The organism is Paenibacillus guangzhouensis, assembly GCF_009363075.1.
GTDB classification, from domain to species: domain Bacteria; phylum Bacillota; class Bacilli; order Paenibacillales; family Paenibacillaceae; genus Paenibacillus_K; species Paenibacillus_K guangzhouensis.
Genome location: NZ_CP045293.1, coordinates 4,093,294 through 4,112,292 on the forward strand (window position 1 = coordinate 4,093,294; position 18,999 = coordinate 4,112,292).

An 18,999-nucleotide genomic window follows, 5' to 3' on the forward strand; every position below is an offset into this window, starting at 1 on the left:
TGAATTATAAGTGGGGCTGCCATTTGGTAGCCCTTTTTGCTCGGTTTTGTATTTACCATTTACTATATCTATATGATTGAAAGGCATTAGAAGAAAATTTTAGCGGAATTAGCAAAGAGGGGCAGAGAACCCCTCTTTTTTGCTGCCCATTTCAGTATGGTAAAGTACCTAACTTCATCATCAGATACTAGGCGTGGTAAGATAATCTATAATCGAAAAAAATACTGTACGAAGTAAGCTACGTGTAGCTGTGGATTTCGACTTCATTACAATAAAAAAGGGGCGAGATAAACCATTGAATCTAGAAGTGGTGATGCAGGAGCTTGAAGCTCTTGGGAAAGAACGACTCAAGAAAATGTATATATCCAACGGTGCGCACGAACCTCTATTTGGTGTAGCTACAGGCGAAATGAAGCCCCTATTCAAACAAATTAAGATCAATCAGCCATTGGCTGAAGAGCTGTACGCGACAGGAAACTACGACGCCATGTACTTTGCCGGAATCATTGCGGATCCCAAAGCGATGACAGAAGCAGATTTCGAGCGTTGGATCGATGGCGCCTATTTCTACATGCTGTCGGACTTCGTCGTTGCCGTCACCTTGGCGGAAACCGATATTGCGCAAAAAGTGTCCGACAAATGGATCGCAAGCGGCGAAGAGCTGAAAATGTCGGCGGGCTGGAGTTGTTACTGCTGGCTTCTGGGGAATCGCAAGGACGATCAATTTGATGAAGCTAAAATGGCCAACCTGCTTGATCTCGCCAAGAATACGATCCACGATGCGCCCGAGCGTGCAAGATATGCGATGAACAATTTCATCTACACCGTAGGTGTATCCTATAAGCCGCTCCATGAGCTGGCAGTTAAGATTGCACAAGAAGTAGGTCCAGTTGAAGTCGACAAGGACAAGAAGAAAAGCAAATTCCTAGTCGCTTCTGATCGGATTCAACAGGCGATCGATAAAGGTCAGATTGGGTTCAAACGCAAACATGTGAGATGTTAAGTACAAAAAGTTAGTCTATAGCTTCCAATGGAGGTTATTTATATGGTCAAGATTCTTATCGTGGACGACGATCCGCACATTCGCGCCCTGTTGCGCCTTTATTTGAAGAATGAAGGATTCGATCTGACCGAAGCGGATAACGGCATCGATGCGCATGCCATCATCAGAGGTTCAGGTATCGATCTGGTTATCCTCGACATTATGATGCCGCATATGGACGGATGGGACTTGTGCAGAGAGATTCGGAAAAGCAATCCCGACATGCCGCTCCTGATGGTAACGGCTAAGAGCGAATCGCGTCAAAAGATAAAAGGCTTCCAACTCGGGACCGACGATTATATAACGAAGCCGTTCGATCCGATTGAGCTTGTGATGCGAGTTAAAGCGTTACTGAAGCGATACCGTATTGCCTCGTCCCAGATCATCCCATTGGGTGAACTCGTACTGAATCGGAAAACGTATAAGGTCACACGGGGAGACGAGGAATTGGCTTTACCTCTAAAAGAATTCGAACTGCTGTTCATGCTTGCCGGCCACCCGGGGCAAATTTTTACGAGAGAGCAGCTGATTACCCAAATTTGGGGCATGGACTACGAAGGCGACGACCGAACCGTCGACGTGCATATCAAGAGACTGCGAGAACGCTTTGCCAGGGACGTCCGCCATTTTCGCATTGAAACGGCACGAAGCATCGGCTATCGTCTGGTGGTGAATCCGGGATGAAAACGTTATACGTTCGCGTCGTGCTGACTTTTCTGGCTGTCATCGTCATCAGCTTGATCTCATCCCTTCTCCTCGCCCTTACTCTTTTCCAGAACGATCTAAATGACACAGGAAAAAATGATATGATCGTGGCCGGCGACCGCATGAAACGCGAGTACGAACAAACGAATCCTCCGGATTTGGATGCTTTCATGAATAATATGGCCGAATTGTCCTCCTATACCTTGCAGCTTTACGACCGCAATGGCAGGGCGAACGCCTATGTACCAACCAAAGGCCAGAAGGCCGAAGAAATTAATCCAGAATCCGTTCGCAAAGTACTGCACGGTGAGTTGTATCGTTCGCAAGGGGATGATAACGAAACGTTCGTCGGCCTTCCATTTTCTTCAGGAGGAAAGCAATATGCTCTTTTTTTGCATAGCTCATCCAAGAACGAAATCACGATCATCCGTTTGCTCTTCACCATTCTGCTCCTCATGCTCGCATTCGGAAGCCTGTGTATTCTCATTGCCGGCCGATTCCTGGTGAAGCCTCTTCAAGCGATGACGGAAGCGACGAAGCGGCTTGCCAAAGGAGACTTCGAGGTGGAGTTGAAAATCAATCGCGGAGACGAGCTGGGAACTCTCTCGCGGAGCATTAACGACATGGCTCGGGAAATTAAGCAAATGGAGCGAATGCGACAAGATTTCGTCTCGAACGTGTCTCATGAAATTCAATCGCCGTTAACTTCCATCTCCGGATTCGCGAAGGCGTTGAAGGATGGCAATCTTACTATTGCGGAGGACGATCGTGCGCAATACTTGGATATTATCGTCACCGAGAGCGACAGGCTGTCCAGACTCAGCGATAATCTGCTGAAGCTGACTTCCCTCGAATCGGATCATCACCCGTTCGAGATGGAATCGTTCAACCTCGATGAGCAAATCCGGCGAGTCATCATCGCGTGCGAGCCCCAGTGGTCAGCCAAAAACATTCGCGTCGATATCGAGTCTCCTTCGGGTGCCGGCGTCAGCATAACGGCCGATCGGGATCAACTCAATCAAGTGTGGATGAATGTGCTCGGGAATGCCATCAAGTTCACACCCCGTGCCGGACAAGTCCTCATTGGGATCAGCCGCCCCGATCGCCATAAGATTGAAGTTGCAATAAGGGATTCCGGAATCGGCATTGCACCGGAGGATTTAACCTCTATTTTTGAGCGCTTTTACAAGGTTGACAAGTCGCGGGCCGAAGATCGGAACGGCAATGGTCTCGGTCTTGCCATCTCCCACAAAATCGTTGCTCTCCATGGCGGAAGTATAGAGGTGAGTAGTACGGTTGGTCTGGGCACAACGTTCACCGTGACGCTCCCCACTACCCCTCTTTCCGATTTCGTCTAATAAAAAATGAGTTCACGCTCCGTTCATATTTCTCCACTACGATCACTGCATACCCATCAAATCGATCGGAGGAATAGGAACGATGAACTTTATTCAAGATATGTTGGATTCATTACAATGGTTGACAGTCTGGGAAATGATTTTAGGTGCGCTAAACTTGTTCGTCTTACTACGGTATGCGTTGCCCCTTCTCAAAAATAATCGGTTGTATGATTTTATTCCGAGCATCGGTGTCATCATTTCGGTTATGAGCCTGCTCAGCGGCGATACCTCTATATTGGCGCTATTGTTTTACTCCTCTACGGCCATCCTTTTCTTATGCACCGTTAGAAGCATCTTTAAACCGGTCCTTAAGCCGATGTCACCGAGATTTCGGACCGTCATGGTTATCGTATGTGTTCTGAGTACCCTGCCTTCGCTATTCGCATTGAACATTGCAGGTGAAGTTCGATACAATCCAGTGAGCGATTTAAGCCAAATGAGCTATTCCCAAGCCTTCCTCGCGATGAACAAAAGGTTGTCTGCCGAATATCCTTTTGGAGACTGGAAAAAAATCGATTGGGAAGCCATTAGAAATAAATATGAACCTCTATTCCTCCAAGCGGAAATCAAGCAAGATCCGAATCTTTACTATAAAACATTAAGAGATTACCTCTTTTCTTTCCGTGACGGTCATATCAAAATCGAGAACGAAAATCTGTACGATAATTCCGCATTTAAGAAGGAGGTAGGCAGCGGATTCGGTATTAGCGCCGTGCAACTGGATAACGGCAAGGTGTTGGTTAGTCTGCTGTTAACAGGCAGCCCGGCCGACAAAAGCGGAATCAAGCTCGGAGCCGAAATCTTATCGTGGGATGGGAACGACGTTCAGAAAGCATTGACCCAAACGTCCTGGAGCGAGAACCCGTCGGCAACCGAAGGAGATCGGATTCATAACCAAGGGCGTTTCTTGGCAAGAGCTCCGATCGGTACAGTAATCCGAGTCGAATATCGGAATCAAGACGATCAGGCGATAAAGACTGCGACACTTACAGCCTACGACGATCAGTATGAGACCTTGAAGAAGACGAAGGTAAAGCTGAAGAAAGAAGATCTTCCTGTAGAAGGTGAGATCCTTGGGCAGGAATACGGGTACGTGAAAATCAGATATTTCCTTCCTGGAGCTACGCAATCCGATCCCGCGCAAGCGCTGGAAGACAAATTAAAAGAGTTTCAAGAGGCACACGTCAAGGGAACCATCATCGATCTACGGGATAATCCGGGTGGAGACGATGACCTCGTGACTCGGATAGCGGGACATTTCGTGAACGAGAAAAAGCTATATGAATACGTCAGTTACTACAATCGGATCACGGGACGTTTCGAAATCAACTATGCCGAAACCAGAACCGTTCATCCTGCGCAGATCTACTATCCCGGGAAAATCGCCATCCTCATTAATCAAAACACTGCGAGTTCGGGGGAAGGCTTACCTTTATTCTTAAAAGGAATGCCCAATGTGAAGATTGTTGGCTTTACATCTACCAACGGCTCGTTCGGGATCGTGTCCGCTCCTATAAAAATGAAAATGCCGGGGGGATATGTCGTGCAGTTTCCGGATGGTAGGTCCCTTAATCAAGACAAAACGATTCAAGGCGATAGCGATGAACGCGGCCAAGGCGGTGCGACTCCTGACATTATGGTACCCATGAATGAGCAAACGTTTAAGATGAAGGTTATTGAAGGGCAGGATGTGGAATTGAATTATGCGTTAGCTTCATTCCATGGCTAGGCGATCGATAAAGGGCAGATTGGGTTGAAGCGCAAACATGTGAGATGTTAGAATCCGAAATAAAGTCAACTTTTTCCGAACGAAAGATGAGCCTCCCTCCATCCGGTCTCCTTATAATCGAAACATCACGTTCGTTATAAAGGAGAGATCACGTATGGCAGGAAGCTCGGGACTTACAGAAGATCAGGTTCAAAGTTACAAAGAAATGGGATATGCGCTGTATCGGAAACCATTATTCGATCAGGACAAAATGCGAAGATTAACGGATATTTTCGAGGAACAATGGGCGATGGTCGGCCGAAAATTGAACAGCGAGTTAGATACGCCGCATTTCCGAGACGAAAGGTTGCTTGAGTTCCTGCTGGCTGACGAGGTACTTGATCTGGTAGAGCCAATCATCGGGCCGAATATTGGTCTGTGGTCCAGCCACTTTATCGCCAAGGAGCCTCTGACCGGCAAACAAACGCCATGGCATGAGGATTCAGCATACTGGAAGGGACGATTGTCGCGATACGACAAGATTGTGACAGTATGGTTGGCCATCGACAGAAGCAATAAAGAGAATGGCTGCATGCGAGTCATTCCGGGTACGCATCAGAACGGATTTTCAGAATACGAGAGCGTGGACGAGGGGCAGAATATTTTCTCAACAGAAATCAAAAGAAGCAAGATCGACGAATCAAAAGCCGTGTACTTCGAGCTTAATCCAGGCGAATGCTCTCTTCATGACTCCCGGATCATTCACGGGGCTCCGGCGAACTCGAGCCCGTATCGTCGATGCGGCTATACGATGAGATATTTCTCCACGGAAGCTAAGGTGATCCCAGAGAGTAACCAAGGATTCAAGGTGTGGCTTGCACGAGGGAAAGATTTGGCCGGCAGCACGTTTGTGAATGCTTAAACTTCTCATCGGATGATAGATGCCGAACCCTAGTGGAACTTAGTAACTTAGTGAAAAAGGGGAGTCCTGCTGTGAAATATCAATACCCGCCCGAACGACTATTAAACGATCAGTACATGGATTCCCTGACTTCTTTCCGAATGTATCAGCATACGCTGAATGTAACGATCGATACGCACTGGCATCAATTTTTTGAACTGGGGCTCGTGGCATCGGGGAATGGCATTCACGAGATTAACGGGATCCCGCATCGTATCGAGAGAGGACACGCTTTCCTTCTCACGCCCACCGATTTTCATCGGATCGTTCCTGATCCTGGACAGACGGTACAATTATACAATCTAATTTTTACCGAAAGAATGATTTCGGATGAACTTACGGACAAGTTATTCGAATGCCATAAGAACTTAGCTCGATCGTTCGAATCCGAGGAATATGAGGATGCAGAACGAGAATTCGAGCGAATACTACGCGAGTCGTCAGTGTGGCGAGAGCATAGTGGAATCATCGTTAAAGGTTGCATCGAGCGGCTCTTGATTGATCTCTCAAGGGGCTGTTTGGAAAAGACCGAGCAGCGAGGAATAGACATATCGGTTCATCCGTCAATCCGCAAGGCGATCGTCTATTTGCAGAACCATTTCCGTGAACCCATTCTTATGGAAGAAGTTGCTCGCTTGTCCGGTTTGTCGGCCAATTATTTCAGCGAAAGCTTCAGCAAGCAAACAGGGATCACTTTCCAGGCCTATGTACGTGACTTGAGGTTGCAATTTGCAAAGTCGCTGATCCGTGCTACGGGGCTCCCGATCACAGAAATATGTTATGCGTCCGGTTTCAACACGTTGGCTTACTTTGAAAGAGCATTTAAGACCCGTTATCAGATGTCTCCACGTAACATGCGCCATCACTCCGGAACAGTATAACGCGCAGCGGAACTTCTTCACCAAAATGGAGCACTATCTCGTAGCATAGGCCATACGCCGCTTCCTTCCTCCCCTTGTACTCATACCATAAAAGAAAACGGAGGAGGCAAGGTCATATGCGGAGCAGCACATCGCTTTGCGATCAATTTTCGAGAATTATCGGGGGGCAAGCTGGTTTTGCCGGTGGAAAATGTGTCTCGACCATTAATCGCAATCGAATCAAAGCAACCATTTTAGGGAAGAGATTTCGCGTCACATCCTCTTTTTCATTCGAATCGTTAAATGCAAGAACGGGCAGAGCGCTTTGTTTGGGAAGAGCGGCATTTTTAGAGAAAGAAGTCGATCCGTTCATCGCGGCCATTCGCGGTCAAGGTATCAAAGTGTCGTCCGTTCATAACGAATGGCTATTCGATCGTCCCCGCTTAATTTATGTCAACATCGAAGCTGTAGACAAACCACTCGCGTTCGCACGGAAGGTGAAACGGGCGCTGGATGCAGCACATTCATGAGATTGAATAGAAATCGTTAAGAGGAGCGGTGACGCTCCTCTTTTTTTTGGGCTATGGCCCATTTTCTTCAACGGTACATAGGCTAGCGCATAGGATAAATGGCGAATGAAAATCAGGAGAGGAGAAAAATGATGTACACTAGAACATACGGTTACTATTCATGGCATCCTCCAATGCCCGGCAACCGACATCACAATCCGTGGGTCAATCCGTCGCATCCCCCCTATTATCCTTGGACTTGCAACCAGAATACGTGTGATAGAGCCATCGTGTTGCGAGATTATGGACCTTATCCGCTCGTCGTGAATATGGATCAAGCAGCCAAGCAGAACAATAACTACCGTACCGCATTATGGACTGGGAAACACCTGCAAGTAACGTTAATGAGTATCAATCCGGGTGACGACATCGGGCTCGAAGTCCATCCACATACCGACCAATTCATACGCATTGAAGAGGGTCAAGGACTCGTCATGATGGGAGATCACAAAGATCGGCTAGATTTTCATCAAAATGCCTATGACGGTTATGCCATCATGGTCCCAGCCGGGAAATGGCACAATGTCATCAATACCGGACATCAACCGCTTAAGGTATACGCGATTTACGCGCCGCCTGAGCATCCGTTCGGAACCATTCATGAGACCAAAGCGGCGGCCATGGCCTCAGAACACGCGTAGAGAGGGATCCGTCCCCTCTCTTTTTTATTCTATGCTCGTCTTTCTATTAATTCCAATACTTTACATTTCGTAGAATTTCGATAATAATTAACAATTATATACATAATTCTACGCGAGGTGTTCCTATGAATTCAGTCTACATTACAAGTATCGGCAAGTTTCTACCCGGCTCCCCTGTCAGCAACGAAGAGATTGAAGATTATCTTGGCAAAATTGGCGGCAAATCTTCCAAAACCAAGCGCATTATTCTCGAGAAGAATCAAATTCGCGCTCGCTATTATGCGATGGATAAAGAGCAAAAAAGCCTGTACACGAATGCAGAGATGGCAGCGCTCGCCATCCGCGACGCACTGGAGCGAAACGAAGATGTCTCCGCCCATGATATCGGATTCCTGGCGACAGGCACGACGAGAGCCGACTTACTCCTCCCCGGCTTCGCCAGCATGGTGCATGCGGAAGCCGATCTGCCGGTGATGGAAGTCTCTTCGCATGCAGGCTTGTGTGCGAGCGGTATGCAGGCGATGAAAACCGCTTATCTCCAAGTGAAGTCGGGAGAGCATGAAGCAGCGATTGCTTGTGCCAGTGAATTCCTGAGCCGTGAATTTAAACATACGAAATTCGAAGCACAGAGCATCTATAGCGACAGCCGAGTACCATTTGATACAGACTTCCTGCGCTTTATGTTGTCGGATGGCTCAGGTGCTGCCATTCTGCAGCATACGCCTGCATCCAAAGAGCTCTCGCTTCGCATTGAATGGATCGATAACAAATCCTATGCGAATCAATACGATGTCTGCATGTATTCCGGTATGAGCAAAGAGGATGGCATTCCTTCATGGCTCGATTACGCCTCGATCCATGAAGCAGCAGACCGCGGTGCGCTGAACCTGAAGCAAGATGTAAGACTGGTCAACGAGATTACGACGGTCGGATCGAATCGGTTCTTGGAGCTTGTGAAGGAAGGTCGGATTGACCCGGACGCGATAGATTGGATGGTCTGCCATTATTCTTCGCACTTTTTCAAGGAAGAAATTTTCCGCTTGTTAGAGGCTGGCGGGGTGACGATTCCGAATGAGAAGTGGTTCACGAATTTATATACGAAGGGGAATACAGCCGCAGCTTCGATCTATATCATGCTGGAAGAGCTGCTCAACGAAGGCCATCTCTCAGAAGGCCAACAAGTGATGTGCATCGTGCCCGAGAGCGGTCGATTTCAGACCTCCATCATGATGTTAACCGTCGTAGGCCCTGCATAATGCTATTATTCTATTAAATTTTTTCACAAGAAAAGGGGCTCCTCCGTCATTTTTTTGACGATGGAGCCCCTCTTGCATGGATCTAACCGTGATTCTCCATCGCTCGCATCGACTCAGCAACCTTCGCCATCATGGAGCACTCGATTCGCTTGCGGAAGATGTCGCAGCTGAAGTCATAGATACCGTTGATGGAACCCGTCGCGTGCAGGGCATTGGCCGGACAGCCGCCACTGCAGTACAACTTGGCCCAGCAATCCTTGCATTCCGGCTTCGAATAGCAGTTGCTCTCTTTGAATTGGCCCTGCAACTCAGGCCGTGTGATCCCGTCCCAGAGATTCCCCATGCTGTAGGCTTCATCCCCTACGAACTGGTGACAAGGGAATAGCTCGCCCCACGGCGTGACCGCGAGATATTCTGTGCCTGAGCCGCAGCCGGTGATGCGCTTCTGGATGCAAGGGCCTTCGGAGAGGTCCAGCATGTAATGATAGAAAGTAAACCCTCTACCTTGTTCGTCCCGATCGATCATTTCCTTGGCGAGAATCTCGTATTGATTGTAAATCTCCGGGAGATCTTCCTCGGTAAGTGCATATGGCTCCCGCGGGTCACAAATGACTGGCTCCATCGAGATTTTATCGAATCCAAGGTCTGCGATATGGAAAATGTCATTCGTGAAATCGACATTGTTGCGTGTATAGGTTCCTCTTACATAATATTCTTGGTCGCCGCGTTTCCGGATGAATTCTTGGAACTTCGGAACGATATGATCATAGCTTCCTTTTCCGGTCACAGTTGTGCGGAGTCGGTCGTGAACCTCTTTTCTGCCGTCCAAGCTTAATACAACATTGTACATTTCCTGATTTAAGAATTCAGTAACCTCATCATTCAGCAGCATGCCGTTCGTCGTGAAGGTAAAGCGGAATTTTTTCTTGTATTCCTTCTCCTTGCTTCTTGCATAAGCCACGATCTGCTTGACCACCGTCCAAGCCATCAGCGGTTCCCCACCGAAGAAGTCAATATCAAGGTTGCGATGATGACCCGAATGTTCCAGCAGGTAATCGATCGCTTTCTGTCCAACCTCATAGCTCATAAGCGCGCGGTCGCCGTTGTACTTCCCTTGGCTTGCGAAGCAATAATCGCAAGACAAATTACAAGTATGCGCGACATTAAGACAGAGTGCCTTCACATACGTCTTACGATTTTTCAGATCGATGGAGAGATCCTCATACGGATCCTGGGTGAATAGCTGCCCCTGGCTTTTCAGCTCCTCAACCTCCGCAATGGTGCCTCGAATGCTCTCTTCAGTAATGGCCGGATCATATTCATATTTCTCCAGCATGAAGGATAAGATCTCGTCCGGGGACGTTTGCTCATACAACGCAATGACATCATACGCCAAGTCGTCGACCACATGCACCGAGCCGCTATAGGTATCGAGCACGATGTTATATCCGTTAAGTTGATATTGATGAATCATTCTGTGAATCAAACTCCTTTTTGCCTGCAAATTGACACGGTTCAAAAAAATAGCCGCCCATCGACAGCGCAGTGGGCGGTGAATGAAATGCCAAAAACCTATTTGTTCATTGCGTTCTCACAACGCTGGTTCGCAACGCCGCAGGACGTCTTGCAAGCCGACTGGCAAGATGTCTGGCATGCCCCGCATCCGCCGTGCTTAGCCGTATCCATCAGTGTACGTGTGCTTAGTGTTACGATTCTTTTCATCCTAAATAACTCCTCTGTCAATTCAATTGGTTCAACCCTGTTCAGAATATAATGTGAATGAATTCACTTTATTTCCTTTTCCAAGGGTAGCAACGACCGTGGATGTACGTCAATCAAATCGATCACACCCGCGCTCGCCATCATTTTGTATTGATTTCATACCAAAAAGTGGTTAAAATGTGTGGAATCACATCATAGGAGGATGAATGAGTGTCCAATGAAATCAAGCATCACGTGGACTACCCGATGGTGCACATTCCTGGGGGAAACGTTGCATTGCGAGACGATCGCATCAAGAAAACATGGAGATCGGAGATCAAACCGTTTCTTCTCGCCCCCTATCCTGTCACGATAGAACAATATCTTGCCGTCACAGGTCAACCCGCTTCCGTAACCGCTGAGGATCTGACACCTGTCGTCAATATCTCATGGCATGAGGCTATCGCGTATTGTAATCAACTCTCGCAGCAAGCTGGACTCCTACCTTGTTATTCCGTAAGCTCAGATGGCGAGCATGTCACTTGGCATGAGGAAGCGAACGGTTATCGACTTCCGACCGAAGCCGAGTGGCAATATGCATGTAAAGCCGGAACCACGGCCTATCAATATGGAGAGCTGCATGAGATTGCTTGGTATCATGATAATTCCGAAGGCAGACGTCATAATGTAGGCCAAAAAGCGCCAAATGCCTGGGGGTTGTACGATATGCTGGGGAATGTCTGGGAATGGTGCTATGATCTCTATGATACCGAAGTATACGGTACCTACCGTATTTTCCGTGGAGGCAGCTGGGCTGAAGAGGCCCGGGGATGCGGGTCGACGTGCCGCAGACGCAGCCACCCCACCCTCCGTATCGACGATCTTGGCTTCCGTCTTGCCCGTTCGATATAACGATAGAGAAGACACGGAGATCGCTTCCGTGTCTTCTAAGGTCTATCCGCCTCGTCTATAAGTTCTTCCAAATATGAAAGGCTATTCGTTCCCCTTGAAATAGATCCTGCCCTTCCATATCCAACAACGGACCAAATCTCAGCTCGAAATCTTTGTTCTTATCGAAGTGATTCGCTGGCACAAGCAAAACCGCCATCGTCTCTACGCTTTCGCCCGCTTGTAACACCTCGCTAGTCTTCGGCGCTAACGTTTGCGTTGCCTTCACCGTCGCGGACGATTGCGGCAACGAGAGCAATACAGCCAAATCACTTAGCTTTAGCAATTCCGACGAATCATTCTGGATCCGATATTTCGCTGTTAACGCAACAACCCCCTGATCCCCAAATCCCGAGAAAGAGCTGCTATGTGCCGCATCGATCTTCAGCTTCGCCCATTGATATCCTTCGAGCGTAATCTTGATGTTACTCACTTGATCGCTTCGCTTGGGCTCGAAGGTAAAGAGCACCTGCTTCTCGGCAATATTTTGCGTCGTTAGCAGATCGGAATAAGGCTGTTCTTGCGGCTTCTTCGTTCCGCTGTCTTGATCCTCTTTCAACAGGAAATCACGGCCGCCAATTCGCAGCATATTGACCTTAGGTTGTTCGGGCAAGAAAAATAACAGCTTTTTTGTTATGCCATCCTTATAGTTGAGCAAGAGCGTATAATCCGAAATCGTGTATGTTCCAGAGGCATTGGATTCAGACATAACCCTCGTGGATATGCCGGATTTATCGCCTGAATCCGAACCGTCCGATGTGAATCCGTTGAAGCTGCTGTCCGCGAAGTACCCGTCTTTGGCGAAGACATATGTGAGCGAGCTTGCCAATCCACTGCCAGCACTTGATGAGTAACTGAACGATTCGTATTTGCCTTGCAGCTTCAAGCCGCTGGCTGGCGCGTATTTCGTATATTTATCACCATCAATCTCCAGTTCTGTATCCGACACCACTTTATACGAATACGATTTTCCATTGCTTAGTGCGATCGTATTGCCTTTAATTTCATACGAAAGACACGCATCGCGGTTGCAATCGAGAGCGTCGATACCGCCATCCGGCAATGTCGTAGCCACCTGTTTATCGTTAACGAAGTAATAATAATCCCAGCATAGATTCGGGCACCCGCGAAGCCCTCCCACATCCATTTCCCAATGGGCATAGAAATCTCGAGCTGCAGCTCTCTGGCCTGCGACTGGAACACCTTTATTTGCTTCGACTTGCGCGTCTGCCCTTGTAAGTCCTTTGACCTTCATGAATTCCTCGCTATAGATGCTGATCACTTGCTGCGTACTATTCCAGCCCACGACCGCTCCCGTCGCTTCTCCGACAAACCGCAGCGGAACCAACGTATGACCCTTGACCGTTGTACCCGGCGTCGTTAGCGCAACCGGCTTCCCGTTAATCTGCACTGTTTTGCTGTTAAGCTTGAGCGAAAAAGTCTGATTTCCTTTCTTACCGCTAATCGTCTCCGTCTGTGGATCCCAAGCGATATCAATACCGAGCGCTTCAAACAACGGCCGAAGCTGAACCAAGGTCGTGCCATTGTACGTTAGCGGAGCAACGGAAAATGCAACCGGCTGTTGATCTGTATATACTTCGATCTGCTTTTCTTTGGATTCTGCCGTCGAAGGGATCAAGAGCATGAATATCGCTGCAAGCATGATAGCGCCCATCACGATGATGGACATTTTAATGTTCCTCATCTCTAACAAAGGGTAAACCTCTCCTTCCTCCATTTGGTTACCCCTTCATTTTATTGTTGGTGTGGCGCTAACAGACCTATTTTGCAGCTTTCAGTAAATAACATTATTCCCAGTAAGGTATGCCGTTCAAGAGAAACGATTCATGATTTAAATAAGATGAGATTTCACTGCTGACGAATTCGATCTCCCCTTTTCCATCCAACATGGCTTACGCGATCGATGTCACAGGATGCTTCACATGTACCGGGTATTGAACTCTCCCATTCGTCCTCACAAACAGCCCATTCTCGCAGCGAATCCTTTTCAGCTCAAGGCTAGGATCATCCGGGGTATAGTAGAATGTGACTTTTTCTGTATCAATACCTGCTATTTTCGCCAAAATCGAATGCGTGTTGACCTCTCGTATGTGGACCAGATCGTAAATCTCCATATGGCCATTCTCTTGCTTATACACGCAAATAACGTCCTCATCCGCCAAATAATACATATCATCGCTGAATATGTTCAAAGCGTAGAACATAAAAATTCCTTGCGTGTGTATGGTTCCGAACCGCTTCGAAACCGGCATTCTTATGGATACGAAATGATTAATGAACTGCAGATCATCCGGATCATGCACATTCAGCTTGCGAATAGCCGCAGGCTCCTTCCGGCTTGGCGAATAGTCCATCCAACACTGCTCTTCCTCCACCGCTTCGAACCCAAACTTCGGATAATAATCCAATACTGCATCATTTGCGAAGAGATACATCACATCATACTGGTTCTCGAAATCTTCCAGTACGTTGGTCATTAATCGGCGTGATAATCCCTGCCCTCGATAATCCTCATGCGTCATGACGGTACCGATTTGAATCGCGCTTCTATTTTCGCCGTCGATCATAATATCAAGCAGGTTCACCGAGACATTAGCAATCACTTGGTCCCCAATAGCGAATGAATACGGAATATACCGATCATTCCAAAAACCATGCTGATACCACGCTTCAAAACTGATTCCGAATGTCTTAACAGCTAGTTCATCGAAACTTTTCCTAAGCATTTCATGCTGTTTATAGTCTTTCACCAAACGAGGTTCATGCATCGTTGCCCCTCCCTATCCAAATGAAATAAATCCACATATCTTTCACTAGAATACAACCTTACCACTCGAAAAAAATAGGTAAACAATGATTATAACGAATCGGTGAACGGCTGCATTATTTGGTTGCTTAAGCGCTTTCATGTATAATGTAGGGAAGTCTGATGAGGGAGGGAGATCTGCATTGTATGAACCACATGATATTTGAGGTTGGCACAGCTTTACTCTTGGTTGCGATCGCTTCATTGATTGCTGGAAAACTCAAGTTCTCCATCATACCATTTTTGATTGTGCTTGGTATGTTCGTCGGCCCCCACGCTCCAGTTATCGGCATTTTCGACTTTACTTTTGTCAAAAGTCAAGATGTCATCTCTTTACTTGGTAGAATCGGGGTTCTCTTTCTATTATTCTATATTGGACTGGAGTTTTCGGTTTCCAAATTGATCAAGTCAGGTCGTAACATCGTATTTGGGGGGACAATCTACGTTCTTCTCAATTTTATTATTGGGCTGGTCTACGGCCTTGTGGCCCAATTTCCAATCTATGAATCATTAATTATTGCTGGGATGCTATCTGTCTCATCCACGGCCATCGTGGCGAAAGTATTGGTTGATCTGAGACGCACGGGGAACGCCGAGACGGAGCTCATCTTAGGCATGATTTTGTTCGATGATCTTTTTCTGGCCGTATTCCTGTCCGTGATGTCAGGTCTGCTGCTCGGCGGGGCGACATCCATTGGCGGCATATTCCTGTCTGTCGGAATTTCTATCGCATACATGCTATTGTTCTTCGTCATTGCTAGAAAAGGAACACCGCTATTAAACAAGCTATTAAATATCACCTCGAACGAGATATTTATTATTGTTGTTTTTTCCTTGTTGTTCTTTGTTGCCGGATTCTCAGAAAAGCTGCACGTCGCGGAAGCAATTGGCGCCCTATTATTCGGTCTAGCGTTATCGGAGACAGAACATAGCAAGAGAATCGAGCATCTCGTCATCCCATTCCGGGATTTCTTCGGGGCCGTGTTCTTCTTCAGCTTCGGACTCAGCATCGATCCGCTAACCCTTGGCGATGCGGCATGGCTCGCGATTGGCGCCGTCGTACTTACGATTCTAGCCAATATGGTCGCTGGCATGATGGCGGGACGAAATGCCGGATTGTCCCATAAGGCTTCGACCAACATAGGACTGACCGTGATGGCGCGCGGCGAATTCACGATCATCGTAGCCAACCTAGGGATATACGCTGGCTTAATGCCCCTGCTCAAGCCTTTTTCCGCACTTTATGTCCTCATCTTAGCTATCCTAGGACCCTTGTTAGCCAAAGAGTCGAAGCCTATATACGGCGGCTTGAACAAGATCTTCAAATGGAGCAAACCGAAAGTGAAAGACAAAATCAAAGTTGATAATGCACAATAAACATCATAAAACGGAGGTTGTAACATGGGTATAATCAGAGAGTCCGACCTTCCAGGCATCGGAAAAAAATATCAAATCGACACGGTTTCAGGCGATAAAATGGTCGTCATTATTCACGATGATGGTCGCAGGGAAATCTACCATTTCTATGATGAAGATCCGGAGGAGACGATCTCCCAAGTCACGCTGGAGGATGAGGAAGCAAGACAGATTGCTGCCATCATCGGCGGCATGTCCTATAAACCTAAAGTGCTCGAAACCGTACAAGTGACGCTGGAGGAGTTGGTCATTGAGTGGTGCAAGATCGAAGCATCCTATGCATGTGTGAACAAGTCCATTGCTGAACTGCAAGTCCGGCAACGAACAGGAGCGACGATTCTAGCGATCGTAGAGAAAGGGAAGCAGAAAATCAATCCCGGGCCCGATGATCTATTGAGCGCAAATGCGACGCTTGTTATTGCCGGGGAAAGACAGCAAATCAAGCAATTGAAACATCTATTGCAGAACGGATAAAATCTCATTAAACGTTGAAAAGAACGGAAGAGCATCTGTATGCCAACCTGCAGATGCTCTTCTTCTGTCTAGCTGCGCTTGGAACCTAGATCTTGTAGTAAGGATCGCTAGATGCGCTGCTCGTATATGAAACTTTCATGTTCGCTGACTGATCCACGTCCTGAATCATCGCGTTCAGCTTCTTAATGTTATGATGGGATATGGTAAAAAACAACTCCGTCCCGTGCTGAGACGCGTGGGTTAGAAAAGCGATGTCCTGTCCGAACTCTTGACGTAGTGCATTAGCGAGCTTCTCCCGCACCTCAGAGTGGACCCAGACCATTTTTCTGCTTCGATACTCCAGCGTGAACTGGATAGCTTTGTAGGCTGTGTAATATGCAATAACGGAATGGATCGCTTGATCCCATCCGAAATAAAGTCCGCCGCAAGCCAGAATAGTGAGGTTGATGATCATTAATATTTCGCCGATCGATAGCCTGATCGTTTTTTTCAAGTACACCGCAACATCGTTCACGCCGTCAACATACCACCCGTAACGGACAATCAACCCGATCCCAGAGCCAAAAATGACCCCTCCGATGATTGAGGCAAGCAACGGCTCGCTGACGAGCGGCTGCGTAGGGTACAACAGCAGTGTAAACAGCATCGTTACGATAAGCGCTACAAGCGCGGTCATCGTCTGCTTCACATTTCTTCTTCTGAAAATAACAAACGGCAGATTAATAAATAACAAAATGAGTCCTAGCTTCATCTCCGTAATATGCGACAAGAGAATGGCGATGCCTTTTATTCCGCCTGGCAAGATCTGATGCGGACTTAAGAACATTTCAAGTCCTACTGAAATCAACGCCACACCGAATAGAATCGCGATGATTCTGACAACGCTCTTGGTATATCTGGATTGGTTAGCTATGTCTTCTCTCACTCCCTGCTATTTTCTAATGTTACGATTAAGTATACCAGAGGCTTAGACCAAATTGAATTTAAGGAGGCGTATATCTTGGACTTATCTTACGATTACCCTGAGAATCACGGACTTTCATCGCGGAGTCTATCCGACTTGTATGCCGCGATCGAGGAACAAGGGCTAGCTGTGAATACCTTCATGCTGCTGCAGAACGGATGCGTGACGTCGTCCTTCGCCCGCTCCCCTTACCGGCTGGATCGTCCGCAGCTATTGTTCTCGCTCAGTAAGAGCATCACGTCCATCGCCGTAGGCATCGCATGGGATCAGGGGCTCGTCCGCTTGAATGATCCGGTCATCTCTTTCTTTCCCGAAAGACTGCTACGTAAGGTATCGCCCCATTTAGCCCGAATGGCGATCCATCATCTCCTATCTATGAACACCGGGCATCATGACAATATTTATGCCGCGGTCACGCAAGAACAGGACTGGGTGCGCGCTTTCCTCGCGCTTGACGTGGAACATGAGCCGGGAACGCATTACCGTTACAGCACACCTGCGACCTATATGCTGTCCGCGATTTTGGAGCGAGTCACGGGGCAGACCCTCATCGATTACCTCATGCCGCGATTGTTCAAGCCGTTACGCATCCCGCGGCCGACATGGGAGACTTGTCCGATGGGCGTGACTGCTGGCGGGATGGGCTTAAGCCTGTCGACGGAGAGTGTCGCGAAGATTGGCCTCATGCTCCTGAATCAAGGTCGATTCGAAGGAACCAGAATCCTATCAGAGAAGTACATCCAGCTTGCGACAACGGAACAGAGCGATAACCGCCTGGAAGCCAAGCGGATCGATTCCGCACAAGGCTACGGTTATCAAATTCATCTCTGTCGGCGCGGATGTTATCGAGGAGATGGAGGCTTTGGTCAGCTTTGTTTCGTAGCGCCGCGCGAGAAGATCGTCATTGCAGCCACATCAAGCTTCCAGAGCATGGATCAGTTGCAGACGCTGCTCGATTTAATCTATACGCATATTATGGATGCGCTGGATCAGAACAAGCAGGATCGGGGTGAAGCCGTGAATACCCACGATCTGCAAGAGCGGCTTGCCGGAATAACCGTTTCCTATGTACCGTCGCAATCCGTTCCGTCGTTCGAGCCGCCTGATATCCATCACCGGACATATGCCTTGAAGGATAATCCCTTCGGCCTTCGAACGGTGGCATTCATGCAACAGGATACTCGATTAATGATGAATTGGTCCTACGAGGATGGCAGAGATCACCAACTGCCCTTCGATATTACTAGGTCCCTAAATGCGGAAGGGATGTTCCACAAAGACCTATCGATCTGCACGCAGGAGGTCGTCACCTATGCCGCCTGGATTTCACCGAACACGTTACAGCTTACGTTGTTCTATGTAGAGACGCCTTATGTCGTCACGTATACCCTTGCTTTCCATGATCAGACCATCGACTTCCAGTTTCATACCAATGTATCGATGCACTTGTCGGATTTTCAAGTTACGGGCATGTTAATGGATGCTACCACACCGATCTACCACTAAAGAACAGACGCCTTGCAGTCT

The 18,999-nt window shown here is 47.8% G+C and carries 18 protein-coding genes; 13 read left to right on the plus strand and 5 right to left on the minus strand.

The features are described from left to right. Window positions 1-295: 295 nt before the first annotated feature. From GCU39_RS18385 to GCU39_RS18425, 9 genes are all read left to right on the plus strand, one after another. Window positions 296-1,003 (plus strand): DNA alkylation repair protein, encoded by a 708-nt coding sequence (locus tag GCU39_RS18385; protein ID WP_152394851.1) that lies wholly within the window; start codon window positions 296-298, stop codon window positions 1,001-1,003. Window positions 1,004-1,045: 42 nt separating this feature from the next. Beyond that, window positions 1,046-1,726, plus strand: coding sequence for a response regulator transcription factor (locus GCU39_RS18390; RefSeq protein WP_152394852.1), 681 nt, complete (start codon window positions 1,046-1,048; stop codon window positions 1,724-1,726). After that, on the plus strand, window positions 1,723-3,105 hold the full coding sequence (locus GCU39_RS18395) for a HAMP domain-containing sensor histidine kinase (RefSeq protein WP_152394853.1): 1,383 nt from the start codon (window positions 1,723-1,725) through the stop codon (window positions 3,103-3,105). The genes GCU39_RS18390 and GCU39_RS18395 overlap by 4 nt, the downstream gene beginning before the upstream one ends. Before the next feature lie 82 nt (window positions 3,106-3,187). After that, window positions 3,188-4,876 (plus strand): S41 family peptidase, encoded by a 1,689-nt coding sequence (locus tag GCU39_RS18400; protein ID WP_152394854.1) that lies wholly within the window; start codon window positions 3,188-3,190, stop codon window positions 4,874-4,876. Window positions 4,877-5,030: 154 nt separating this feature from the next. Continuing rightward, complete coding sequence (locus GCU39_RS18405; protein ID WP_152394855.1) at window positions 5,031-5,777, plus strand: phytanoyl-CoA dioxygenase family protein; 747 nt, start codon at window positions 5,031-5,033, stop codon at window positions 5,775-5,777. Between the two features lie 71 nt (window positions 5,778-5,848). Beyond that, complete coding sequence (locus GCU39_RS18410) at window positions 5,849-6,697, plus strand: AraC family transcriptional regulator (protein ID WP_152394856.1); 849 nt, start codon at window positions 5,849-5,851, stop codon at window positions 6,695-6,697. Between the two features lie 116 nt (window positions 6,698-6,813). Further along, on the plus strand, window positions 6,814-7,206 hold the full coding sequence (locus tag GCU39_RS18415; protein ID WP_152394857.1) for a DUF1259 domain-containing protein: 393 nt from the start codon (window positions 6,814-6,816) through the stop codon (window positions 7,204-7,206). Window positions 7,207-7,337: 131 nt separating this feature from the next. Then, complete coding sequence (locus GCU39_RS18420; RefSeq protein ID WP_152397316.1) at window positions 7,338-7,886, plus strand: cupin domain-containing protein; 549 nt, start codon at window positions 7,338-7,340, stop codon at window positions 7,884-7,886. Window positions 7,887-8,011: 125 nt separating this feature from the next. Further along, window positions 8,012-9,142, plus strand: coding sequence for a beta-ketoacyl-ACP synthase III (locus GCU39_RS18425; RefSeq protein ID WP_152394858.1), 1,131 nt, complete (start codon window positions 8,012-8,014; stop codon window positions 9,140-9,142). A gap of 82 nt (window positions 9,143-9,224) precedes the next feature. On the opposite strand, the gene scfB is transcribed toward GCU39_RS18425, so the two are convergent. Together scfB and scfA are read right to left on the minus strand one after the other, a co-directional pair. Further along, on the minus strand, window positions 9,225-10,616 hold the full coding sequence (gene scfB / locus GCU39_RS18430) for a thioether cross-link-forming SCIFF peptide maturase (protein WP_152394859.1): 1,392 nt from the start codon (window positions 10,614-10,616) through the stop codon (window positions 9,225-9,227). A 98-nt stretch (window positions 10,617-10,714) separates the two neighbouring features. Then, complete coding sequence (gene scfA, locus GCU39_RS18435) at window positions 10,715-10,864, minus strand: six-cysteine ranthipeptide SCIFF (RefSeq protein ID WP_083927148.1); 150 nt, start codon at window positions 10,862-10,864, stop codon at window positions 10,715-10,717. 210 nt (window positions 10,865-11,074) lie between these two features. Between scfA and GCU39_RS18440 the strand changes: the two genes are divergently transcribed. Beyond that, entirely contained in the window at window positions 11,075-11,755 is a 681-nt protein-coding gene (locus GCU39_RS18440) for a formylglycine-generating enzyme family protein (RefSeq protein ID WP_152394860.1), read from the plus strand. A 55-nt stretch (window positions 11,756-11,810) separates the two neighbouring features. Here GCU39_RS18440 and GCU39_RS18445 read toward each other — a convergent pair whose 3' ends face one another. Continuing rightward, window positions 11,811-13,496, minus strand: a complete 1,686-nt coding sequence (locus tag GCU39_RS18445; protein ID WP_193726540.1) for a copper amine oxidase N-terminal domain-containing protein — start codon at window positions 13,494-13,496, stop codon at window positions 11,811-11,813. Window positions 13,497-13,704: 208 nt separating this feature from the next. Continuing rightward, window positions 13,705-14,580, minus strand: a complete 876-nt coding sequence (locus GCU39_RS18450) for a GNAT family N-acetyltransferase (RefSeq protein WP_152394862.1) — start codon at window positions 14,578-14,580, stop codon at window positions 13,705-13,707. 185 nt (window positions 14,581-14,765) lie between these two features. Between GCU39_RS18450 and GCU39_RS18455 the strand changes: the two genes are divergently transcribed. After that, a complete protein-coding gene (locus tag GCU39_RS18455) occupies window positions 14,766-15,995 on the plus strand; it encodes a cation:proton antiporter (RefSeq protein ID WP_152394863.1) in 1,230 nt (409 codons plus the stop codon). Window positions 15,996-16,019: 24 nt separating this feature from the next. Beyond that, complete coding sequence (locus GCU39_RS18460; RefSeq protein WP_152394864.1) at window positions 16,020-16,508, plus strand: cation:proton antiporter regulatory subunit; 489 nt, start codon at window positions 16,020-16,022, stop codon at window positions 16,506-16,508. A gap of 85 nt (window positions 16,509-16,593) precedes the next feature. Here the strand turns inward: GCU39_RS18460 and GCU39_RS18465 are convergent, their stop codons facing one another. Next, on the minus strand, window positions 16,594-17,433 hold the full coding sequence (locus GCU39_RS18465; protein WP_152394865.1) for a YitT family protein: 840 nt from the start codon (window positions 17,431-17,433) through the stop codon (window positions 16,594-16,596). Window positions 17,434-17,508: 75 nt separating this feature from the next. On the opposite strand from GCU39_RS18465, the gene GCU39_RS18470 reads away from it, so the two are divergent. Further along, window positions 17,509-18,978, plus strand: a complete 1,470-nt coding sequence (locus tag GCU39_RS18470; protein WP_152394866.1) for a serine hydrolase domain-containing protein — start codon at window positions 17,509-17,511, stop codon at window positions 18,976-18,978. The last annotated feature ends 21 nt before the right edge of the window (window positions 18,979-18,999 follow it).

Excerpts from the sequence above, each read along its gene's own strand:
- GCU39_RS18460 (WP_152394864.1), top strand. The coding sequence starts at position 16,020 with ATGGGTATAATCAGAGAGTCCGACCTTCCAGGCATCGGAAAAAAATAT.
- scfA (WP_083927148.1), bottom strand. The coding sequence starts at position 10,864 with ATGAAAAGAATCGTAACACTAAGCACACGTACACTGATGGATACGGCT.
- scfB (WP_152394859.1), bottom strand. The coding sequence starts at position 10,616 with ATGATTCATCAATATCAACTTAACGGATATAACATCGTGCTCGATACC.
- GCU39_RS18445 (WP_193726540.1), bottom strand. The coding sequence starts at position 13,496 with ATGAGGAACATTAAAATGTCCATCATCGTGATGGGCGCTATCATGCTT.
- GCU39_RS18455 (WP_152394863.1), top strand. The coding sequence starts at position 14,766 with ATGAACCACATGATATTTGAGGTTGGCACAGCTTTACTCTTGGTTGCG.
- GCU39_RS18395 (WP_152394853.1), top strand. The coding sequence starts at position 1,723 with ATGAAAACGTTATACGTTCGCGTCGTGCTGACTTTTCTGGCTGTCATC.
- GCU39_RS18390 (WP_152394852.1), top strand. The coding sequence starts at position 1,046 with ATGGTCAAGATTCTTATCGTGGACGACGATCCGCACATTCGCGCCCTG.
- GCU39_RS18425 (WP_152394858.1), top strand. The coding sequence starts at position 8,012 with ATGAATTCAGTCTACATTACAAGTATCGGCAAGTTTCTACCCGGCTCC.
- GCU39_RS18415 (WP_152394857.1), top strand. The coding sequence starts at position 6,814 with ATGCGGAGCAGCACATCGCTTTGCGATCAATTTTCGAGAATTATCGGG.
- GCU39_RS18420 (WP_152397316.1), top strand. The coding sequence starts at position 7,338 with ATGTACACTAGAACATACGGTTACTATTCATGGCATCCTCCAATGCCC.
- GCU39_RS18405 (WP_152394855.1), top strand. The coding sequence starts at position 5,031 with ATGGCAGGAAGCTCGGGACTTACAGAAGATCAGGTTCAAAGTTACAAA.
- GCU39_RS18450 (WP_152394862.1), bottom strand. The coding sequence starts at position 14,580 with ATGCATGAACCTCGTTTGGTGAAAGACTATAAACAGCATGAAATGCTT.
- GCU39_RS18400 (WP_152394854.1), top strand. The coding sequence starts at position 3,188 with ATGAACTTTATTCAAGATATGTTGGATTCATTACAATGGTTGACAGTC.